Genomic DNA, 14,573 nt, shown 5'->3' on the forward strand with positions numbered 1-14,573 from the left:
CTCCGCGATCCGTCGCTACGGCCGCCCCACGCTGGTGTAGGCGAAGCCGCGCGCCTTCATGTCGTCGGGCTTGTAGATGTTGCGCAGGTCGACGAGCACCGGCCGGTTCATCAGCAGCTTGATCCGGTCGAGGTCGAGCGCCCGGAACTGATCCCATTCGGTGATGATCACCAGCGCGTCGGCGCCCTCGGCCACCGCGTAGGGGTCGGTCTTGAAGTCCACGTCCTTCAGCATGTGCGTCGCCTCGTGCCCTTCCGGGTCGAAGGCCTGCACCCGCGCGCCCGCCGCCTGCAGGGCCGGCACGATGTCCAGGCTGGGCGCGTCGCGCATGTCGTCGGTGTTCGGCTTGAAGGTCAGGCCCAGCACCCCGATCGTCTTGCCCGACAGATCCTGGCCGTTCACCGCCTTGATGACCTTCTGGGCCATGGCCTTCTTGCGCGCGTCGTTTACCCGCACGGTGGTCTCGATCAGCTCCACAGGCGAGCCCGCGTCGCGGGCGGTGCGCACCAGGGCCAGGGTGTCCTTGGGGAAGCAGGAGCCGCCGTAGCCGGGGCCAGCGTTCAGGAACTTGCCGCCGATCCGGCCGTCGAGGCCGATCCCCTTGGCCACCTGCTGCACATCGGCGCCCACCGCCTCGCAGAGGTCGGCCATCTCGTTGATGAAGGTGATCTTCATGGCGAGGAAGGCGTTGCCCGCGTACTTGATCAGCTCGCTGGTGCGCCGGCCGGTGAACTGGATCGGCGTCTCGTTGAGATAGAGCGGCCGGTAGAGCTCGCGCATCACCGCGCGGGCCCGGTCGTCGTCGGTGCCCACCACGACCCGGTCCGGCCGCTTGAAGTCCTCGATCGCCGCGCCCTCGCGCAGGAACTCGGGGTTCGACACCACCGCCACGTCGGCGTCGGGCCGCACGCGCTTGAAGATCTTCTCGATCTCGTCGCCCGTGCCGACCGGCACCGTGGACTTGGTGACCACCACGGTGAAGCCGTCCACCAGGCCCGCGATCTCCTCGGCGGCGGCGTAGACGTAGGAGAGGTCGGCGTGGCCGTCGCCGCGGCGCGAGGGCGTGCCCACGGCGATGAACACCGCGTCCGCCTGCTTCACCGCCTCGGCCGCCTCGGTGGCGAAGAACAGCCGCCCGGCCTTGACGTTCTGGGCCACCAGCACGTCCAGCCCCGGCTCATAGATCGGGATCCCGCCCGCCTTCAGCCGCTCGATCTTCGAGGCGTCCTTGTCGATGCAGGTGACCGTGTGGCCGAAGTCCGCGAAACAGGCGCCGCTCACCAGGCCCACATAGCCGGTGCCGATCATCGCCACGTGCATGGCTGGTTATCCCCAACTCGAGTTCGAGCGCCTTTCACCACGCAGGCGCGGGCATCACAACAGGCCGCTGGTTCACAGCGGCACAACGGGAGCGGGACGCTGCAAAATTGGCGCCCTCAGATCTCCTGGTTGTAGGCCCCCACCTGCGGCCGTCGGGCGAGCCGCGGCTTCACCTCCTCGCGGAACAGGGCGCGCATGTCGTCCTCGCTCCGGGAGCTCTCCACGACGACCACGATCTCGGGCTTGTTGGACGAGGCCCGCACCAGCACCCAGGAGCCGTCCTCCAGCGCCACGCGGACACCGTTGACGGTGATCACGTCGACGATCTCACGGCCCAGGATCTTGCCGCCGCCCTTGGCGAACTCGGTGTATTCCCGGACCACGTCCTCGACGACGCCGTACTTCTCCTCGTCGGCGCAGTGCGGGCTCATGGTCAGCGAGGTGTAGGCGACGGGCAGGGCCTTCTTCAGGTCCGACAGCTTCTTGCCCGGATTGCGGTCGAGCATGGCCAGGATCGCGGCGGCCGCCACGATGCCGTCGTCGTAGCCCCGGCCGATCGGCGGGTTGAAGAAGAAGTGGCCGCTCTTCTCGAACCCGGCCAGGGCGCCCAACTCGGCGGTCTTGCGCTTGATGTAGGAGTGGCCGGTCTTCCAGTAGACGGTCGTGGCGCCGTTGGCCTTCAGCACCTCGTCCGTGGCGAACAGGCCCGTGGACTTCACGTCGACCACGAAGGTCGCGTCCTTGTGCAGCTGCGACAGGTCGCGCGCCAGCATCAGGCCGATCTTGTCGGCGAAGATCTCCTCGCCCTCGTCGTCCACCACCCCGCAGCGGTCGCCGTCGCCGTCGAAGCCGAGGCACAGGTCCGCACCGTGCTCGCGGACGGCCTTGGCCATCTCCGATAGCATGTGGTGGTCCTCGGGGTTCGGGTTGTACTTGGGGAAGTTCCAGTCGAGGTCGCAGTCCATCTCGATGACCTCGGCCACGCCCATCCGGCGCAGGGCCTCGGGGGCGAAGGCGCCCGCCGTGCCGTTGCCGCAGGCGGCGATCACCTTCAGCGGTCGGCTGATCTGCGCCCGGCTCGCCGCGTCGGCGATGTAGCGTTCGCGCACGCCGTCGATGTGCGCCACCGAGCCGCCCGGCCGCTGCTTCCAGGTCCCGCCGAGCACGATCTCCTTCAGCCGGCCCATCTCGTCGGGCCCGAAGGTGAGCGGACGCTGGGCCCCCATCTTCACCCCGGTCCAGCCGTTCTCGTTGTGGCTGGCGGTGACCATGGCCACGCAGGGCGCGTCCAGGTCGAACTGGGCGAAATAGGCCATGGGCGAGGTGGCCAGGCCGATGTCGATCACCTCGCAGCCGGCCGCCACCAGGCCGATGGTCAGGGCCTGCTTGATGGACAGCGAATAGGACCGGTAGTCGTGGCCGACCACGATGCGGGTCTGGCCGAGCTCGTGGATGTAGGTGCCCAGGCCCAGGCCCAGGGCCTGCACGCCCAGGAGGTTGATCTCCGGCCCGAACAGCCAGCGCGCGTCGTACTCGCGGAAGCCGGTGGCCTTCACCAGCGGCATGACTTCGTAGTCGAAGGTGTTGGGGGCGAGGTCGGCGCGGGGAGCAGGCAGCATCGGAACTCCGGGAAAACGGCGTTGGGTGTCTTTAATGAGCGGAAGGCCCCAAGGCCACTTTCAACGCTCACGGTGACGTTTCGTGCCGCTTCTCCCCGTCTTGGGGTTGGGCGCGGTGTTACATCACCCCGGCGCGAAGGATGTCGTGCACGTGCAGGATGCCCACCGGTCGCCCGTCCTCCACGACGAACAGCACGGTCACGGCCGGCGCCGGGTCGCTCATCAGGGCCAGCGCCTCCGAGGCCAGCATGTCCGGCGGCACGGTCTTCTTCGGGCCCGGCGTCATCACCTCGCCGGCGGTGTGGTCCATCAGGCCCTCGATGTGCCGGCGAAGGTCGCCGTCGGTGATGGCGCCGGCCAGCCGCCCCTCCGCGTCGGTGACGCCGACAATCCCCCAGCGCTTCTCGGTCATCACCAGCAGGGCCTCGCGCATCGGGGTGGCCTCGCCCACCAGCGGCAGCTCTTCGGCGCCGTGCATCAGCGAGCCCGCGGTCCGTAGCATCGCCCCCAGCTTCCCGCCCGGATGGAAGACGTGGAAGTCGGTGGGCTTGAAGCCCCGCCGCTCCAGCAGCGCCACGGCCAGCGCGTCGCCCAGCGCGATCTGCAGGGTGGTGGAGGTGGTCGGCGCGCTGACCTCGGCGGTCGCCTCGGCGGCGTCGGCCAGCGGCAGGACCACCTCGGCGGCCCGGCCCAACGCGCTCTGCGGCTGGGCGGTGATGGCGATCAGCGGGATGGCGAAGCGGGTGGCGTAGGCCAGGATGTCGGCCAGCTCGCGGGATTCCCCGGACTTGGACAGCGCCAGGATCACGTCGTCGCCGGTGACCATGCCGAGGTCGCCGTGGCTGGCCTCCGCCGGGTGGACGAACAGCGCCGGCGAGCCGGTCGAGGCGAAGGTGGCGGCGATCTTGCGCGCCACGTGGCCGGCCTTGCCCATGCCGGTGCAGATGATCCGGCCCTTGGCGGCGAACAGCAGGTCGACCGCTCGGCCGAACCGCTCGTCCAGCCCACGGGCCTGGACCGACAGCGCCTCGGCCTCCTGCGCGAGCACCCGGCGACCCACGGCGATGGCGTCGAAGTCGCTCATTGGGTCGGCGCGATGGCCTGGGCCTGCAGGTCGCGGACCGCCTCCCGCGCCTGGCTGGCGCGGGCCTGCGCGGCCTCGTGCTCACGCTTCATGGCGGCCTTCATCTCCGGCGTCTGCTGGACGGGCGTGTGGCCGAAGGGGCCCGGCGAGCGCGCGCCGTAGCCCTGCGGCCAGACCATGGCCAGGGCGATCACCAGAACGGCGGCGAGCCCCAGGATCGGCAGGTAGAGGCGGTCGAGCATCACCGCCCTATAGCGGCTTCGGCGCTTGACGGCCAACGCCCCGCGCCCTAGCCGCTCGGGTCCGCATCGAAGGAGGTCCCACTTGCCGACGCTCATCCTGCTCCGCCACGGCCAGAGCCAGTGGAACCTCGAGAACCGCTTCACCGGCTGGGTGGACGTCGACCTCACGCCGCAGGGCGAGGCCGAGGCGAAGAAGGGCGGCGAACTGATCAAGGCCGCCGGCGTCCTGCTCGACGGCTGCTACACCTCCGTCCAGACGCGGGCGATCCGCACCTCCTGGATCGCGCTCCACGCCGCCGGCCAGGCCTATGTGCCCGAGGTGAAGGACTGGCGGCTGAACGAGCGCCACTACGGCGGCCTGACCGGCCTCAACAAGGCCGAGACCGCCGAGAAGCACGGCGAGGAGCAGGTGAAGGTCTGGCGCCGGTCGTACGACGTCCCGCCGCCGGAACTTGCCCCGGGCGGCGAGTACGACTTCTCGAAGGACCGCCGGTACGCGGGCGTCGACCTGCCGGCGACCGAGAGCCTGAAGACCACGCTCGAGCGCGTGCAGCCCTACTGGGAGGCCGAGATCGCGCCGCAGCTCAAGGCCGGCAAGACCCTGCTGATCGCCGCCCACGGCAACTCGCTGCGCGCCATCGTGAAGCTGCTGTTCAAGGTCGCCGACGAGGCCATCGTCGGGGTGGAGATCCCCACCGGCAACCCGCTGCTGATCGAGCTCGACGCGAACCTGAAGCCCACCGCCGCCCGCTACCTCGACGAGGCCCGCGCCACGCCGCTGCCGCCACTCTAGAAGGCGCCGCCGGCCCGCAGGTTGATCCCGTACTCGAGGTAGGCCTTCAGGCAGCAGAGCATGTGCATCCAGCCGCCGGCGTTGTCGTAGGACGACTTGATCCCGGCCTCGTCCACGGGCCAGCCGGTCTCGCGGATCTGGACCATGGTGTTACCGCCGTCCAGCGGCCGGAACACCATCTCCACACGCGTGTCGTAGCCGCCGTCGGCCGGCCATTCGAAGACGATCCGCTCGTCCGCCACCACCTCGCGCACCTTCACGTCGAAGGGCTCGGGCGCCTCGGCGAAGCTCCATTTCACCACTGCGCCTTCGACTAGCGGGCCGCTCGAGGTCTGGATGAAATAGCCCGTCAGCTTCTCGGGCCTGACGACGGCGTCGAACACCTCCGACACCGGCTTCCGGATCTTCAGCTGCACCTGGAATTTCGGCTCCATCGGACCTGCCTCCGGTTGCGAATCGCCAGCCATTTATGTTATAAAAATATAACATGTCAACAGCCGACAGCGACGACCTCGTCTTCAGGGCCCTGGCGGATTCCCGCCGCCGCCGGATCCTGGACCTGCTGAAGACCCGGTCGCGGACCACGGGCGAGCTGTGCGAGGCCTTCGAGGGCGTCCTCGACCGCTGCACGGTCATGCAGCACATCGGCGTGCTGGAGCGGGCGGGCCTGCTGATCGCCCGCCGGGAGGGCCGCACCCGCTGGAACGACCTGAACGCCGCGCCCTTCAGGGACATCTACGACCGCTGGATCTCGCCCTACGCCCAGGGGTCCGTGGAACTGCTCGCCCGCCTCAAGCGCGACCTTGAGGGGGCATGAGCGAGGCCCCATGGTGCGCCGATGACCTCCGACGAGACCCACATGCGCCGCGCCATCGCGCTCGCCCAGACCCACGTGGGCCGCACGGGCGAGAACCCGTCGGTCGGTTGCGTCATCGTCCGTGAGGGCCGGGTGGCGGGCGAGGGCGTCACCGGCGAGGGCGGCCGGCCGCACGCCGAGGAGCTGGCGCTGTCCCAGGCGGGCGAGGCGGCGAGAGGCGCCACGGCCTATGTCACCCTGGAGCCCTGCGGCGCGCGCTCGTCCGGCGCGCCCGCCTGCTCCGCGCGCTTGGTCTCGGCCGGCGTGACCCGCGTGGTGGTGGCCTGCGAGGACCCGTCCGTCTTCGCCGCGGGACAGGGGGCCGAGCGCCTGCGCGCGGCCGGCGTCACGGTCGAGACGGGGCTGCTCGCCGACGAGGCCGGGCGGCTCTATGCCGCGTACCGACCGGCCGGAACCTAAGGCGTTGGAAATCCTCCGTTAAGCGCGAGGGCCCTAGGGTCGCGGGTCATGGCCGTCGCACCTGCCAACAGCATGCTGACCCGCCGCCTCACCCAGGCGGAGCTGAACGCCATCGCCACCAAGCACGACCGCCTGTGGAGCTCGAAGCCGGGCGGGGCGCGGGCGGTGTTCGCCTGGACCGACCTCTCCAACCTCGACCTGCGCGGCAAGAACCTCTGCAACGCCGATTTCACCGGCGCCGTCTTGCAGGACTGCAGGATGAAGGGCGCCAGGCTCGACCACGCCACCTTCTTCGGCGCCGACCTGCAGCACGCCGACCTCAGCGAGGCCTCGCTGCGGCGCGCCGACCTGCGTGGCGCCTGCCTGCGCAACGCCAACCTGACCGGCGCCGACCTCTTCGAGGCCGACCTGCGGGAGGGTTCGCTCGCCGCCGCCGACCGCAAGGAGGGCTTCCGCCGCCTGGAGCCCACCGCCCGGCCGGGCGAGGTGGCCGGCGCGATCCTGGCCGGCGCCAACCTGGAGCGTTCCAGGCTCTCCGGGGTCATGGCCCAGAAGGCCGACTTCACCGACGCGGTGCTGAAGGACGCCAAGCTGATCCGGGCCAACCTCAAGCAGGCCCAGATGAAGGGCGCCAACCTCTCCGGCGCGGACCTCTCGGGCGCCGACCTCGCCGGCGCCGACCTGCAGGACGCGGTCCTGGTGGGCGCCAAGACCGCCGCCTGGAACGTCATGGACGCCAACCTGAAGGGCGTGCTCACCGACGAACCGGCTGGCATCCCTGCGGCCGACCTGCCCTACGAGATCATGATCCGCGAGCATGCCCGCTGGTGCGCCACCGGCGGGGCGGAGGGCCACCCCTCGTCGTTCAACAACGCCGACCTGCGGGCGCTGGCCAGCATCCGCGGCTTCAACCTGACGGCGCTCTCGGCCAAGGGCGCGGTGTTCTACGGCCTCGACATGGAGGGCGTGCAGCTCCAGGGCGCCCACCTCGAGGGCTCCGACCTGCGCAACTGCAACCTGCGCCGGGCCGACCTGCGCGGCGCGCGCCTCGTGGGGGCCAAGCTCGCCGGCGCCGACCTGCGCGACGCCCTGATGGGGCCGCTGCTGATCGGCCCCAACCGCGTGCTGCCGGCCGACCTCACCGGCGCGAACCTGAAGAGCGCCGACCTCGCCCGCGCCGACCTGCACCAGGCCAACCTGACCAACGCCGACGTCAGCCGGGCGAACTTCACCGGCGCGCTGCTGCGCCAGGCCAACTTCGCCGGCGTCATCCGCCAGGGCGCCCGCGGGCTGGAAGACATCATCTGAAAACGAAAAAGGGCGGCCCCTCGCGGGACCGCCCCATGTTCGGGCTGAGAGGCTTTCGGCCTTACGCGGCCTTTTCGCCTTCGATCAGCGGGGACTTGCCCGAGCCGATCTCGATCCGGCGCGGCTTCAGGGCTTCCGGAAGCTCGCGCTTCAGCGAGATGGAGAGCAGGCCGTCGGCGAGGTTGGCGTCCGTCACCACCACGTAGTCGGCCAGCTGGAACCGGCGCTCGAAATTGCGCTCGGCCAGGCCGCGGTGCAGGTAGCGGCGGGTCTCGTCGTTGGCGGCCTTGCGGCCCTGGACGGTGAGGAGGTTCTCCTTCACCTCGACATTGAGCTCTTCCGGACGGAAGCCGGCCACCGCGATCTCGATGCGGTAGGCGTTCTCGTCGGTCCGCTCGATGTTGTAGGGCGGATAGCCCGTGGCGGCCTCGGTGGTGGCGGACTCGAGCAGGTCGGCCAGCCGGTCGAAGCCCACGACGGAGCGATAGAGGGGGGAGAAGTCGATCGTACGCATGCGGTCACATCCTTCTTGACAAGCAAGGTTGCGTTTTCGGAGCTGTCGGCGAGCCATCAGGCCTCGCGCGGCGCCCCGGAAGGCCCGGACATCCAGCGCCTTCCGCCAGTAGAGGTAGGGCGCGCGCCTGCGGGTTCAAGAGCCCAATCGGGGCCTTGCCAGCCGCCGTCCCGCACGCGAGGGTGGCGCCCGAAAAGCCAGGCCCCGCTGGCTGCTGATTGGGATGAAACCGCCATGCTCCGCGCCCTCCTCGCCGCGTCCGCCCTCGCCGTCACGGTCGCCGCCGCGCCCGCCCAGGCGGCCGACGCCCAGCTGAAGACGGCCGTGGACAACCCGGCCCGGGCCGCCGAGCACCGGGCCCGCGACCAGTGGCGCCACCCGGCCGAGACCCTGGCCTTCTGGGGCCTCAAGCCGCGCCAGACGGTGATCGAGCTGTCGCCCGGCTCGGGCTACTGGACGGAGATCCTCGCGCCCTACGCGAAGGCCACCGGCGGGACCTACGTCACCACCGGCGCCGACCTCGCCAATCCCAACATCTCGGAAGGTGCGAAGAAGGGCCGCGCCGACTTCGAGGCCAAGTACGCCGACGCCGCCAAGTGGGGGCCGGTGAAGGTGGTGAACTTCGGGCCGCAGTCCGGACCGCTCGGCGCGCCGGGATCGGCGGACATGGTCATCACCGCCCGCAACATCCACAACTTCATGTTCCAGCAGGGCATGCTGGACAAGGTGATGAAGGACGCCTTCGACGTGCTGAAGCCCGGCGGCGTCCTGGCCGTTGAGGAGCACCGCGCCGACCCGCGTCCGGAGAAGCCCGGCGTGACGGACGGCTATGTGGCCGTGAAGTCCGTGGTCGCCGCCGCCGAGAAGGCCGGCTTCAAGCTCGCCGCCCAGTCCGAGGTCAACGCCAACCCGAAGGACACCAAGGACCATCCCTTCGGTGTCTGGACCCTGCCGCCGACGCGCCGCACCGCGCCCGGCGGCCAGCCGGCCGATCCCAGCTTCGACCGCAGCAAGTACGACGCCATCGGCGAGAGCGACCGCATGACGCTCCGCTTCGTGAAGCCTTCGTGACGCTGCGGCTTTGACCGCCGCTGCGGCGCAGGCTACTCCGGCTGCCGATGTCAGATGCCGGGGGGCGTGACGAGGTCGATTTGGCGCGCCCCATTCCCTACCTTTCCCGCCGCTTCGTGCTGCTGGGCGCCGTGGCGCTCGGCGCCTGCAGTCCGCGTGGCGCGGCCGAGGCTCCGGCCAAGAAGGCCGCGGCCTCCGGCGGTCCGGCCACCATCGAGGGCGCGGTGGCCGGCGACTGGCGGCCGCCCGCCGACCGGGCCCGCGACGCCTGGCGCCATCCCGTCGAGAGCCTGAAGTTCTGGGGCCTGAAGCCCGGGCACACGGTGGTGGAGTTCTGGCCGGGCGCCGGCTGGTACACCGACATCGTCGCCCCGTTCCTGGCGGCCACGGGCGGCAAGCTCTATGCCGCCAACCTGCAGACCGATCCGGCCGATCCGGTGGCCGCCCAGGCGGTGGACGCCTATCGCCGGAAGCTCGCCGACAAGCCCCGGCTCTACGGTCAGGTGGAGATCACCGCCTTCGGCCCGACCAGCGGCCCGGTAGCGCCGGCCGGGACCGCCGACCTCGTCCTCTTCCTGCGCAACTTGCACAACTGGATGGCCGCCGGCATCGCGGAGAAGGCGTTCCGCGACGCCTTCGCCGCCCTGAAGCCGGGCGGCGTGCTGGGCGTCGAGGAGCACCGGGCGAACATCGGCGCGGTGCAGGACGTGCTGGCCGCCGACGGCTACGTGCAGCAGCCCTATGTGATCAAGCTCGCGGAGGAGGCCGGCTTCCAGCTCGCCGCGGCCAGCGAGATCAACGCCAATCCAAAGGACACCAAGGACCATCCCTTCGGTGTCTGGACCCTGCCGCCCGTGCGCCGCTCCAGCCCGCGCGGCCAGCCGGACGACGCCAGTTTCGACCACGCCCCCTACGACGCCATCGGCGAGAGCGACCGAATGACGCTGAGGTTCGTGAAACCTTCCGCAACGCAACCCTGACGGTTTACTTCGCTCGCCTGCAAAGCGAAGCTCGACGGTGAGTCGGGAGGCCGGGGGGCATGGCGACCATCGAGGAGATCACGGATCGGATCCGCCGCGCGGCGGCGTCCGGCGCTGCCCTCGAGCGGTCCATCAAGCTCGACCTGAAGGGTGAGGGGTTCATCCACATCCAGGGCAATGAGGTCAGCAACGGCGACCTGCCGGCCGACCTCGTGGTGCGCGTGGCGCGCAAGGACCTGGAGGCGCTCGGCAAGGGCGAGCTCGATCCGATGCGCGCGGTGATGACCGGCCGACTCAAGCTCTCCGACATGGGGCTGGCCATGAAGCTCCTGCCGCAGATTCAATCTCTGTTTTCCAGCACGGGCTAAGGGACGCCCATGGCCGAGCCGGCGCCCCTGTTTCCGACACGCGACAATCCGGTCCCCGCCGGCGGGTCGGCCGAGTGGTTCGTCGGCCACGGCGGGGCGAAGCTGCGCGCGGCCCTGTTCCGGCCGGAAGGGACGCCGCGCGGCTCGGTCGTTCTGTCCGGCGGCCGCACCGAGCCCATCGAGAAGTACTTCGAGACCATCGAGGACTTCCGCGCCCGCGGCTTCGTGGTGCTGGTCCACGACTGGCGCGGCCAGGGGCTGTCGCATCGTGAGCTCGCCGACCGGCTCAAGGGCCACGCCAACGGCTACAGGGCGTTCCTCGACGACTACCGCGCCCTGCTGGGCGCCTTCGCCGCCCGGCTGCCGGCCCCCTGGCTGGCGGTGGGCCACTCCATGGGCGGCTGCCTGACCCTGCTGGCCCTGGCGCATGGCGAGAACCGCTTCGCCGGCGCCCTGCTTTCCGCGCCGATGCTGGGCGTGCAGACCGGCAAGACCCCGCCGGGCCAGGCCAAGGTCATGGCCCGGCTGCAGGTGCTCGCCGGCCGCGCGGCGCGCTACGTCCGCGACGTCCGTCGGGCCGCCCCCGAGGACGACTTCGAGACCAACATCCTGACGCACGACCGGGCGCGCTTCGCCCGCAACTGCGCCATCGTCGCCGAGCACCCGGACCTCGCCCTGGGGCAGCCCACCTGGGGCTGGCTCGACTTCGCCTTCCGCGCCACCGCCTTCCTCGCCAGGCCCGAGCGCCTGCGCGAGGTGACCACGCCCGTGACCATCGTCTCGGCCGGGGAAGAGAAGCTGGTGGACAACGCCGCCCAGGCGGCCGCCGCCCGACACCTGCCGCAGGGAAAGTTCGTCAACGTCCCCGGCGCCTACCACGAAATCCTGATGGAGACCGACGAGATGCGTAACATCTTCCTGAAGGCGTTCGACATGCTGACCGGCCGCACCGCGCCGAAGCCTGCCGAAGCGCCGAAGCCGACCGCTGCGGCGCCTGCGCCGAAGCCCGCCGAAGCCCCCAAGCCCGCGCCCGCTCCGCAGCCTGCGGCCAGTGCGCCTGCCGCGCCCGTGACCGCCGCCGCCCCGGCCGCCAAGCCCGCGGCCGCGAAGAAGCCGGCGGCGAAGAAGCCTGCCGCCAAGTCCGCTGCGCCCAAGGCCGCCGCCAAGCCTGCCCCGAAGCCCGCGGCTCCGAAGGCTGCGGCTCCCAAGGTGGCGAAGACGGCTGCGAAGCCCGCTGCGGCGAAGAAGCCGGCCGCCAAGGCCGTGGCCAAGCCGGCGCCGGCCAAGGCCGCTGCGCCGAAGGCGGCTGCGAAGCCCGCCGCCAAGGCTCCGGCCAAGACAACCGCCGCGCCCAAGGCCGCCAAGCCGGCCGCCAAGGCCGCCGCCCCGAAGGCCGTCGCCAAGCCTGCCGGCAAGCCGGCTGCGAAGCCCGCCGCCGCGGCCAAGCCGGCCGCCGCCAAGAAGCCCGCTGCGCCGAAGGCCGCGGCCAAGAAGCCCGCCGCCCCCAAGGCCGGCGCGAAGAAGCCGGCGACCGTCTAGCCTATTTGGCCGATCGCTTCAGGGCGACCAGCGCCTCCTCCAGGCAGGCGCGGTCGCCGGCGATCGCCACCTGTCCGCCCCGCTCGGGCATGGGGCGTCCGCGCCAGTCGGTCACGACGCCCCCGGCGCCCTCGATGAGCGGGGCGAGGCCGGCCACGTCCCAGGGCTGCAGGCCGGCCTCGACCACGAGGTCGATCTGGCCGGTGGCGACCATGGCGTAGGCGTAGGCGTCGCAGCCCAGCCGGGCGAGCCTCGCCGCCGCCCGCACCTGGGTCCAGGCGCCGTGCTCGGCGCCGTCGAAGCAGCCCTCCGGATCGGTGGTGGCGATGACCGCGTCGGTCAGCTTCGGGCAGGAGCGGACCTTCAGCGGCCAGACGCCGCCCCGCGCCGCCAGCCGCGAGCCTTGCGGCGTCCCCACATAGACCTCGTCGAGATAGGGCTGGGCGATCGAACCCAGCACCTGGCGGCCCTCAACCCGCAGGCCGATCAGCGTGCACCAGAGCGGCAGGCCGGCGATGAAGGCCCGGGTGCCGTCAACCGGGTCGGTGATCCAGACGAACTCGGCTTCGGGCCGGTCCTCGCCGTACTCCTCGCCGATCACGCCATGGTCGGGGTAGCGCTCGGCGACCAGCTTGCGGATGGCGCGCTCGGCGCCCTTGTCGGCCTCGGTGACGGGATCGAAGCCCTTCACGCCGCCCTTGTCGACCATGCCGTGCTCGGCGCGGAACATGGGCAGGGTGGCCTCGGCGGCCACCCGGTTGAGCTCGAGCAGGAAGGCGTCGAGCTCGGCGATCTTGTCAGGGGAGAGGGCGGGCATGGCCCGCCCTTTATCAGCCTTCCGCCTCGCCGTTGAGCGACTTGGCGAGGTCCAGCAGCCGGCGGCGCGGCCGCTCGCCCAGCTGGTAGTAGGCGTGGATCAGGTCTCGCGTCTCCTTGCGGGCGAACATCTCGCCGCCGCCTTCGCCCGCCGCCGCATGCAGTTCTCGCTGGGCCTGGGAGAGGCCCTCGTAGAAGTAGCTCACCGGCACCTCGAGCACCTCGGAGAGCTGCCAGAGGCGGGCGGCCGACATGCGGTTGGCCGCGCACTCGTACTTCTGGATCTGCTGGAAGCGCACGCCGCAGACCGCCGCCAGCTGCTGCTGGGTCAGCCCCAGCAGGCGGCGCCGGCGCCGCAGCCTGCGCCCCAGGTGAACGTCGATCTCGCTGCTCATGACGCCAACCCCATCATCCCCGTCCCATGCCGGGACATTTGGCCGTCCACGCCGCAAGTCGCGCGCCACGCGAATTGGACGGAAGGCCCGACGCCCCCTAGTTAGGCGGGATGGCGGAGAAGAAGCCCTCGCTGGGGCAGGACATCGCGTGGCGGCTGGAGGCCTTCGCCTACGACGTGGCCGAGGCGCTGGCCCGCGCCTTCCCGATCGACGCCGTGTCGGATTTCGGCGCCTGGCTGTTCACCAGGCTCGGCCCGCTGACCAGCGCCCACCGGGTCGCCGAGACCAACCTGCGGATCGCCTTCCCGGAGAAGTCCGACGCCGAGATCGAGGGCCTGCTCGCCGAGCAGTGGGCGCATGCGGGCCGCTGGTTCACCGAGTTCCCGATCCTGGACCGGATTATCGCCGACCCGTCCCGCGTGGAGGTGGTGGGGGCCGAGCGGCTGGCCGCCATCCGCGACGGAGCCGGCCCGGTGGTCTTCATCTCCGGCCACTTCTCGTCGTTCGAGATCATGCCGGCGGTGATCATCCATTCGGGCGTCACCTGCCAGATCACCTACCGGGCGACCAACAACCCCTATGTGGACGAGCGCATCCGGCGGAGCCGGTTCCGCTATGGCGTCCGGTTGTTCGCGCCCAAGGGGACGGACGGCGCGCGCGAGCTGCTGCGGGCGCTGTCCCGCGGCGAGTCCGTCGCCCTGATGAACGACCAGAAGTTCAACGGCGGGATCGCCGCGCCCCTGTTCGGCGTCATCGCCCACACCGCGCCCGGGCCGTCGTCCTTCGCGCTGCGCTTCGGCATCCCGCTGCAGCCGATGAGCGTGCAGCGCATGCACAAGGCCCGCTTCCGGGTCGTCGTCCACGAGCCGATCCGGCTCACCGACACCGGCGACCGCAACGCCGACATCGAGGCCGGCGTGCGCACGATCAACGCGTGGATGGAGGCGCGCATCCGCGAGCGCCCGGCCGAGTGGTTCTGGGTCCACAAGCGCTGGCCGAGCGAACTCTACAAGCGCAAGCGGTCCTAGCCGTTGGTTTCCTTCCACCGTTGCAGCGCCTCGGCGGGGCCCGCATAGGCCTCCTGCAGGGGGGCGCTCCAGTAGCGGAGCTGCTCGAGGGGGATCTTCTTGCCGGTGACGGCGCAGATGACGTAGCGGCCGGGCTTCAGCACGGCGAACTCGCCGTCGCCGTAGTGCAGCTTGGCGAGGTCCTGGCCGGAGAAGTCGCGGTCGTGGGCGTTCATGGCTG

At 70.9% G+C, this 14,573-nt stretch carries 18 protein-coding genes; 9 read left to right on the forward strand and 9 right to left on the reverse strand.

Annotated elements, in window-relative coordinates; genetic code table 11:
* Positions 1-15 precede the first annotated feature (15 nt).
* From V7Z97_RS05170 to V7Z97_RS05185, 4 genes are all read right to left on the reverse strand, one after another.
* Positions 16-1,320 carry a UDP-glucose dehydrogenase family protein gene (locus V7Z97_RS05170; RefSeq protein WP_334161874.1) on the reverse strand — a complete coding sequence of 435 codons (1,305 nt, stop codon included), beginning with the start codon at positions 1,318-1,320 and terminating at the stop codon, positions 16-18.
* 116 nt (positions 1,321-1,436) lie between these two features.
* Positions 1,437-2,939 (reverse strand): phosphomannomutase/phosphoglucomutase, encoded by a 1,503-nt coding sequence (locus V7Z97_RS05175; RefSeq protein ID WP_334161875.1) that lies wholly within the window; start codon positions 2,937-2,939, stop codon positions 1,437-1,439.
* Positions 2,940-3,057: 118 nt separating this feature from the next.
* On the reverse strand, positions 3,058-4,023 hold the full coding sequence (locus tag V7Z97_RS05180) for a KpsF/GutQ family sugar-phosphate isomerase (protein ID WP_334161876.1): 966 nt from the start codon (positions 4,021-4,023) through the stop codon (positions 3,058-3,060).
* Entirely contained in the window at positions 4,020-4,265 is a 246-nt protein-coding gene (locus V7Z97_RS05185; protein WP_334161877.1) for a hypothetical protein, read from the reverse strand. Before V7Z97_RS05185 ends, V7Z97_RS05180 begins: the two co-directional genes overlap by 4 nt.
* A gap of 82 nt (positions 4,266-4,347) precedes the next feature.
* On the opposite strand from V7Z97_RS05185, the gene gpmA reads away from it, so the two are divergent.
* Positions 4,348-5,058 (forward strand): 2,3-diphosphoglycerate-dependent phosphoglycerate mutase, encoded by a 711-nt coding sequence (gene gpmA / locus V7Z97_RS05190; RefSeq protein ID WP_334161878.1) that lies wholly within the window; start codon positions 4,348-4,350, stop codon positions 5,056-5,058.
* On the opposite strand, the gene V7Z97_RS05195 is transcribed toward gpmA, so the two are convergent.
* Positions 5,055-5,492: an SRPBCC domain-containing protein gene (locus V7Z97_RS05195; protein WP_334161879.1), complete on the reverse strand. Its 438-nt coding sequence runs from the start codon at positions 5,490-5,492 to the stop codon at positions 5,055-5,057. The two genes, gpmA and V7Z97_RS05195, sit on opposite strands and share 4 nt — an antisense overlap.
* 53 nt (positions 5,493-5,545) lie before the next feature.
* Here V7Z97_RS05195 and V7Z97_RS05200 point away from each other — a divergent pair, with 53 nt between their 5' ends.
* From V7Z97_RS05200 to V7Z97_RS05210, 3 genes are read left to right on the forward strand one after another with little or no spacing between them, the layout of a single operon-like run.
* Positions 5,546-5,875 (forward strand): ArsR/SmtB family transcription factor, encoded by a 330-nt coding sequence (locus tag V7Z97_RS05200; protein ID WP_334161880.1) that lies wholly within the window; start codon positions 5,546-5,548, stop codon positions 5,873-5,875.
* A 21-nt stretch (positions 5,876-5,896) separates the two neighbouring features.
* Positions 5,897-6,334 (forward strand): bifunctional diaminohydroxyphosphoribosylaminopyrimidine deaminase/5-amino-6-(5-phosphoribosylamino)uracil reductase RibD, encoded by a 438-nt coding sequence (locus tag V7Z97_RS05205; RefSeq protein ID WP_334161881.1) that lies wholly within the window; start codon positions 5,897-5,899, stop codon positions 6,332-6,334.
* A 48-nt stretch (positions 6,335-6,382) separates the two neighbouring features.
* Positions 6,383-7,642, forward strand: coding sequence for a pentapeptide repeat-containing protein (locus V7Z97_RS05210; RefSeq protein WP_334161883.1), 1,260 nt, complete (start codon positions 6,383-6,385; stop codon positions 7,640-7,642).
* Between the two features lie 61 nt (positions 7,643-7,703).
* On the opposite strand, the gene V7Z97_RS05215 is transcribed toward V7Z97_RS05210, so the two are convergent.
* Positions 7,704-8,156, reverse strand: coding sequence for an Hsp20 family protein (locus V7Z97_RS05215; RefSeq protein WP_325458979.1), 453 nt, complete (start codon positions 8,154-8,156; stop codon positions 7,704-7,706).
* A 234-nt stretch (positions 8,157-8,390) separates the two neighbouring features.
* Between V7Z97_RS05215 and V7Z97_RS05220 the strand changes: the two genes are divergently transcribed.
* From V7Z97_RS05220 to V7Z97_RS05235, 4 genes are all read left to right on the forward strand, one after another.
* On the forward strand, positions 8,391-9,227 hold the full coding sequence (locus V7Z97_RS05220; protein WP_334161884.1) for a class I SAM-dependent methyltransferase: 837 nt from the start codon (positions 8,391-8,393) through the stop codon (positions 9,225-9,227).
* 80 nt (positions 9,228-9,307) lie between these two features.
* Positions 9,308-10,207 carry a class I SAM-dependent methyltransferase gene (locus tag V7Z97_RS05225; RefSeq protein WP_334161885.1) on the forward strand — a complete coding sequence of 300 codons (900 nt, stop codon included), beginning with the start codon at positions 9,308-9,310 and terminating at the stop codon, positions 10,205-10,207.
* A gap of 59 nt (positions 10,208-10,266) precedes the next feature.
* Positions 10,267-10,575 (forward strand): SCP2 sterol-binding domain-containing protein, encoded by a 309-nt coding sequence (locus V7Z97_RS05230; protein ID WP_334161886.1) that lies wholly within the window; start codon positions 10,267-10,269, stop codon positions 10,573-10,575.
* Between the two features lie 9 nt (positions 10,576-10,584).
* Entirely contained in the window at positions 10,585-12,114 is a 1,530-nt protein-coding gene (locus V7Z97_RS05235; protein ID WP_334161888.1) for an alpha/beta hydrolase, read from the forward strand.
* Position 12,115: 1 nt separating this feature from the next.
* On the opposite strand, the gene hisN is transcribed toward V7Z97_RS05235, so the two are convergent.
* Together hisN and V7Z97_RS05245 are read right to left on the reverse strand one after the other, a co-directional pair.
* The gene (gene hisN / locus V7Z97_RS05240; protein ID WP_334161889.1) at positions 12,116-12,931 is read right to left on the reverse strand and encodes a histidinol-phosphatase; all 816 of its coding nucleotides are present in this window, start codon (positions 12,929-12,931) and stop codon (positions 12,116-12,118) included.
* 13 nt (positions 12,932-12,944) lie between these two features.
* The gene (locus V7Z97_RS05245) at positions 12,945-13,325 is read right to left on the reverse strand and encodes a helix-turn-helix domain-containing protein (RefSeq protein ID WP_325458973.1); all 381 of its coding nucleotides are present in this window, start codon (positions 13,323-13,325) and stop codon (positions 12,945-12,947) included.
* 110 nt (positions 13,326-13,435) lie between these two features.
* Between V7Z97_RS05245 and V7Z97_RS05250 the strand changes: the two genes are divergently transcribed.
* Positions 13,436-14,353: a lysophospholipid acyltransferase family protein gene (locus V7Z97_RS05250; protein WP_334161890.1), complete on the forward strand. Its 918-nt coding sequence runs from the start codon at positions 13,436-13,438 to the stop codon at positions 14,351-14,353.
* Here the strand turns inward: V7Z97_RS05250 and V7Z97_RS05255 are convergent.
* Positions 14,350-14,568 carry a DUF2093 domain-containing protein gene (locus V7Z97_RS05255; protein ID WP_334161891.1) on the reverse strand — a complete coding sequence of 73 codons (219 nt, stop codon included), beginning with the start codon at positions 14,566-14,568 and terminating at the stop codon, positions 14,350-14,352. The two genes, V7Z97_RS05250 and V7Z97_RS05255, sit on opposite strands and share 4 nt — an antisense overlap.
* Between the last annotated feature and the right edge of the window lie 5 nt (positions 14,569-14,573).

Source organism: Phenylobacterium sp. (genome assembly GCF_036821595.1).
Lineage (GTDB): Bacteria > Pseudomonadota > Alphaproteobacteria > Caulobacterales > Caulobacteraceae > Phenylobacterium.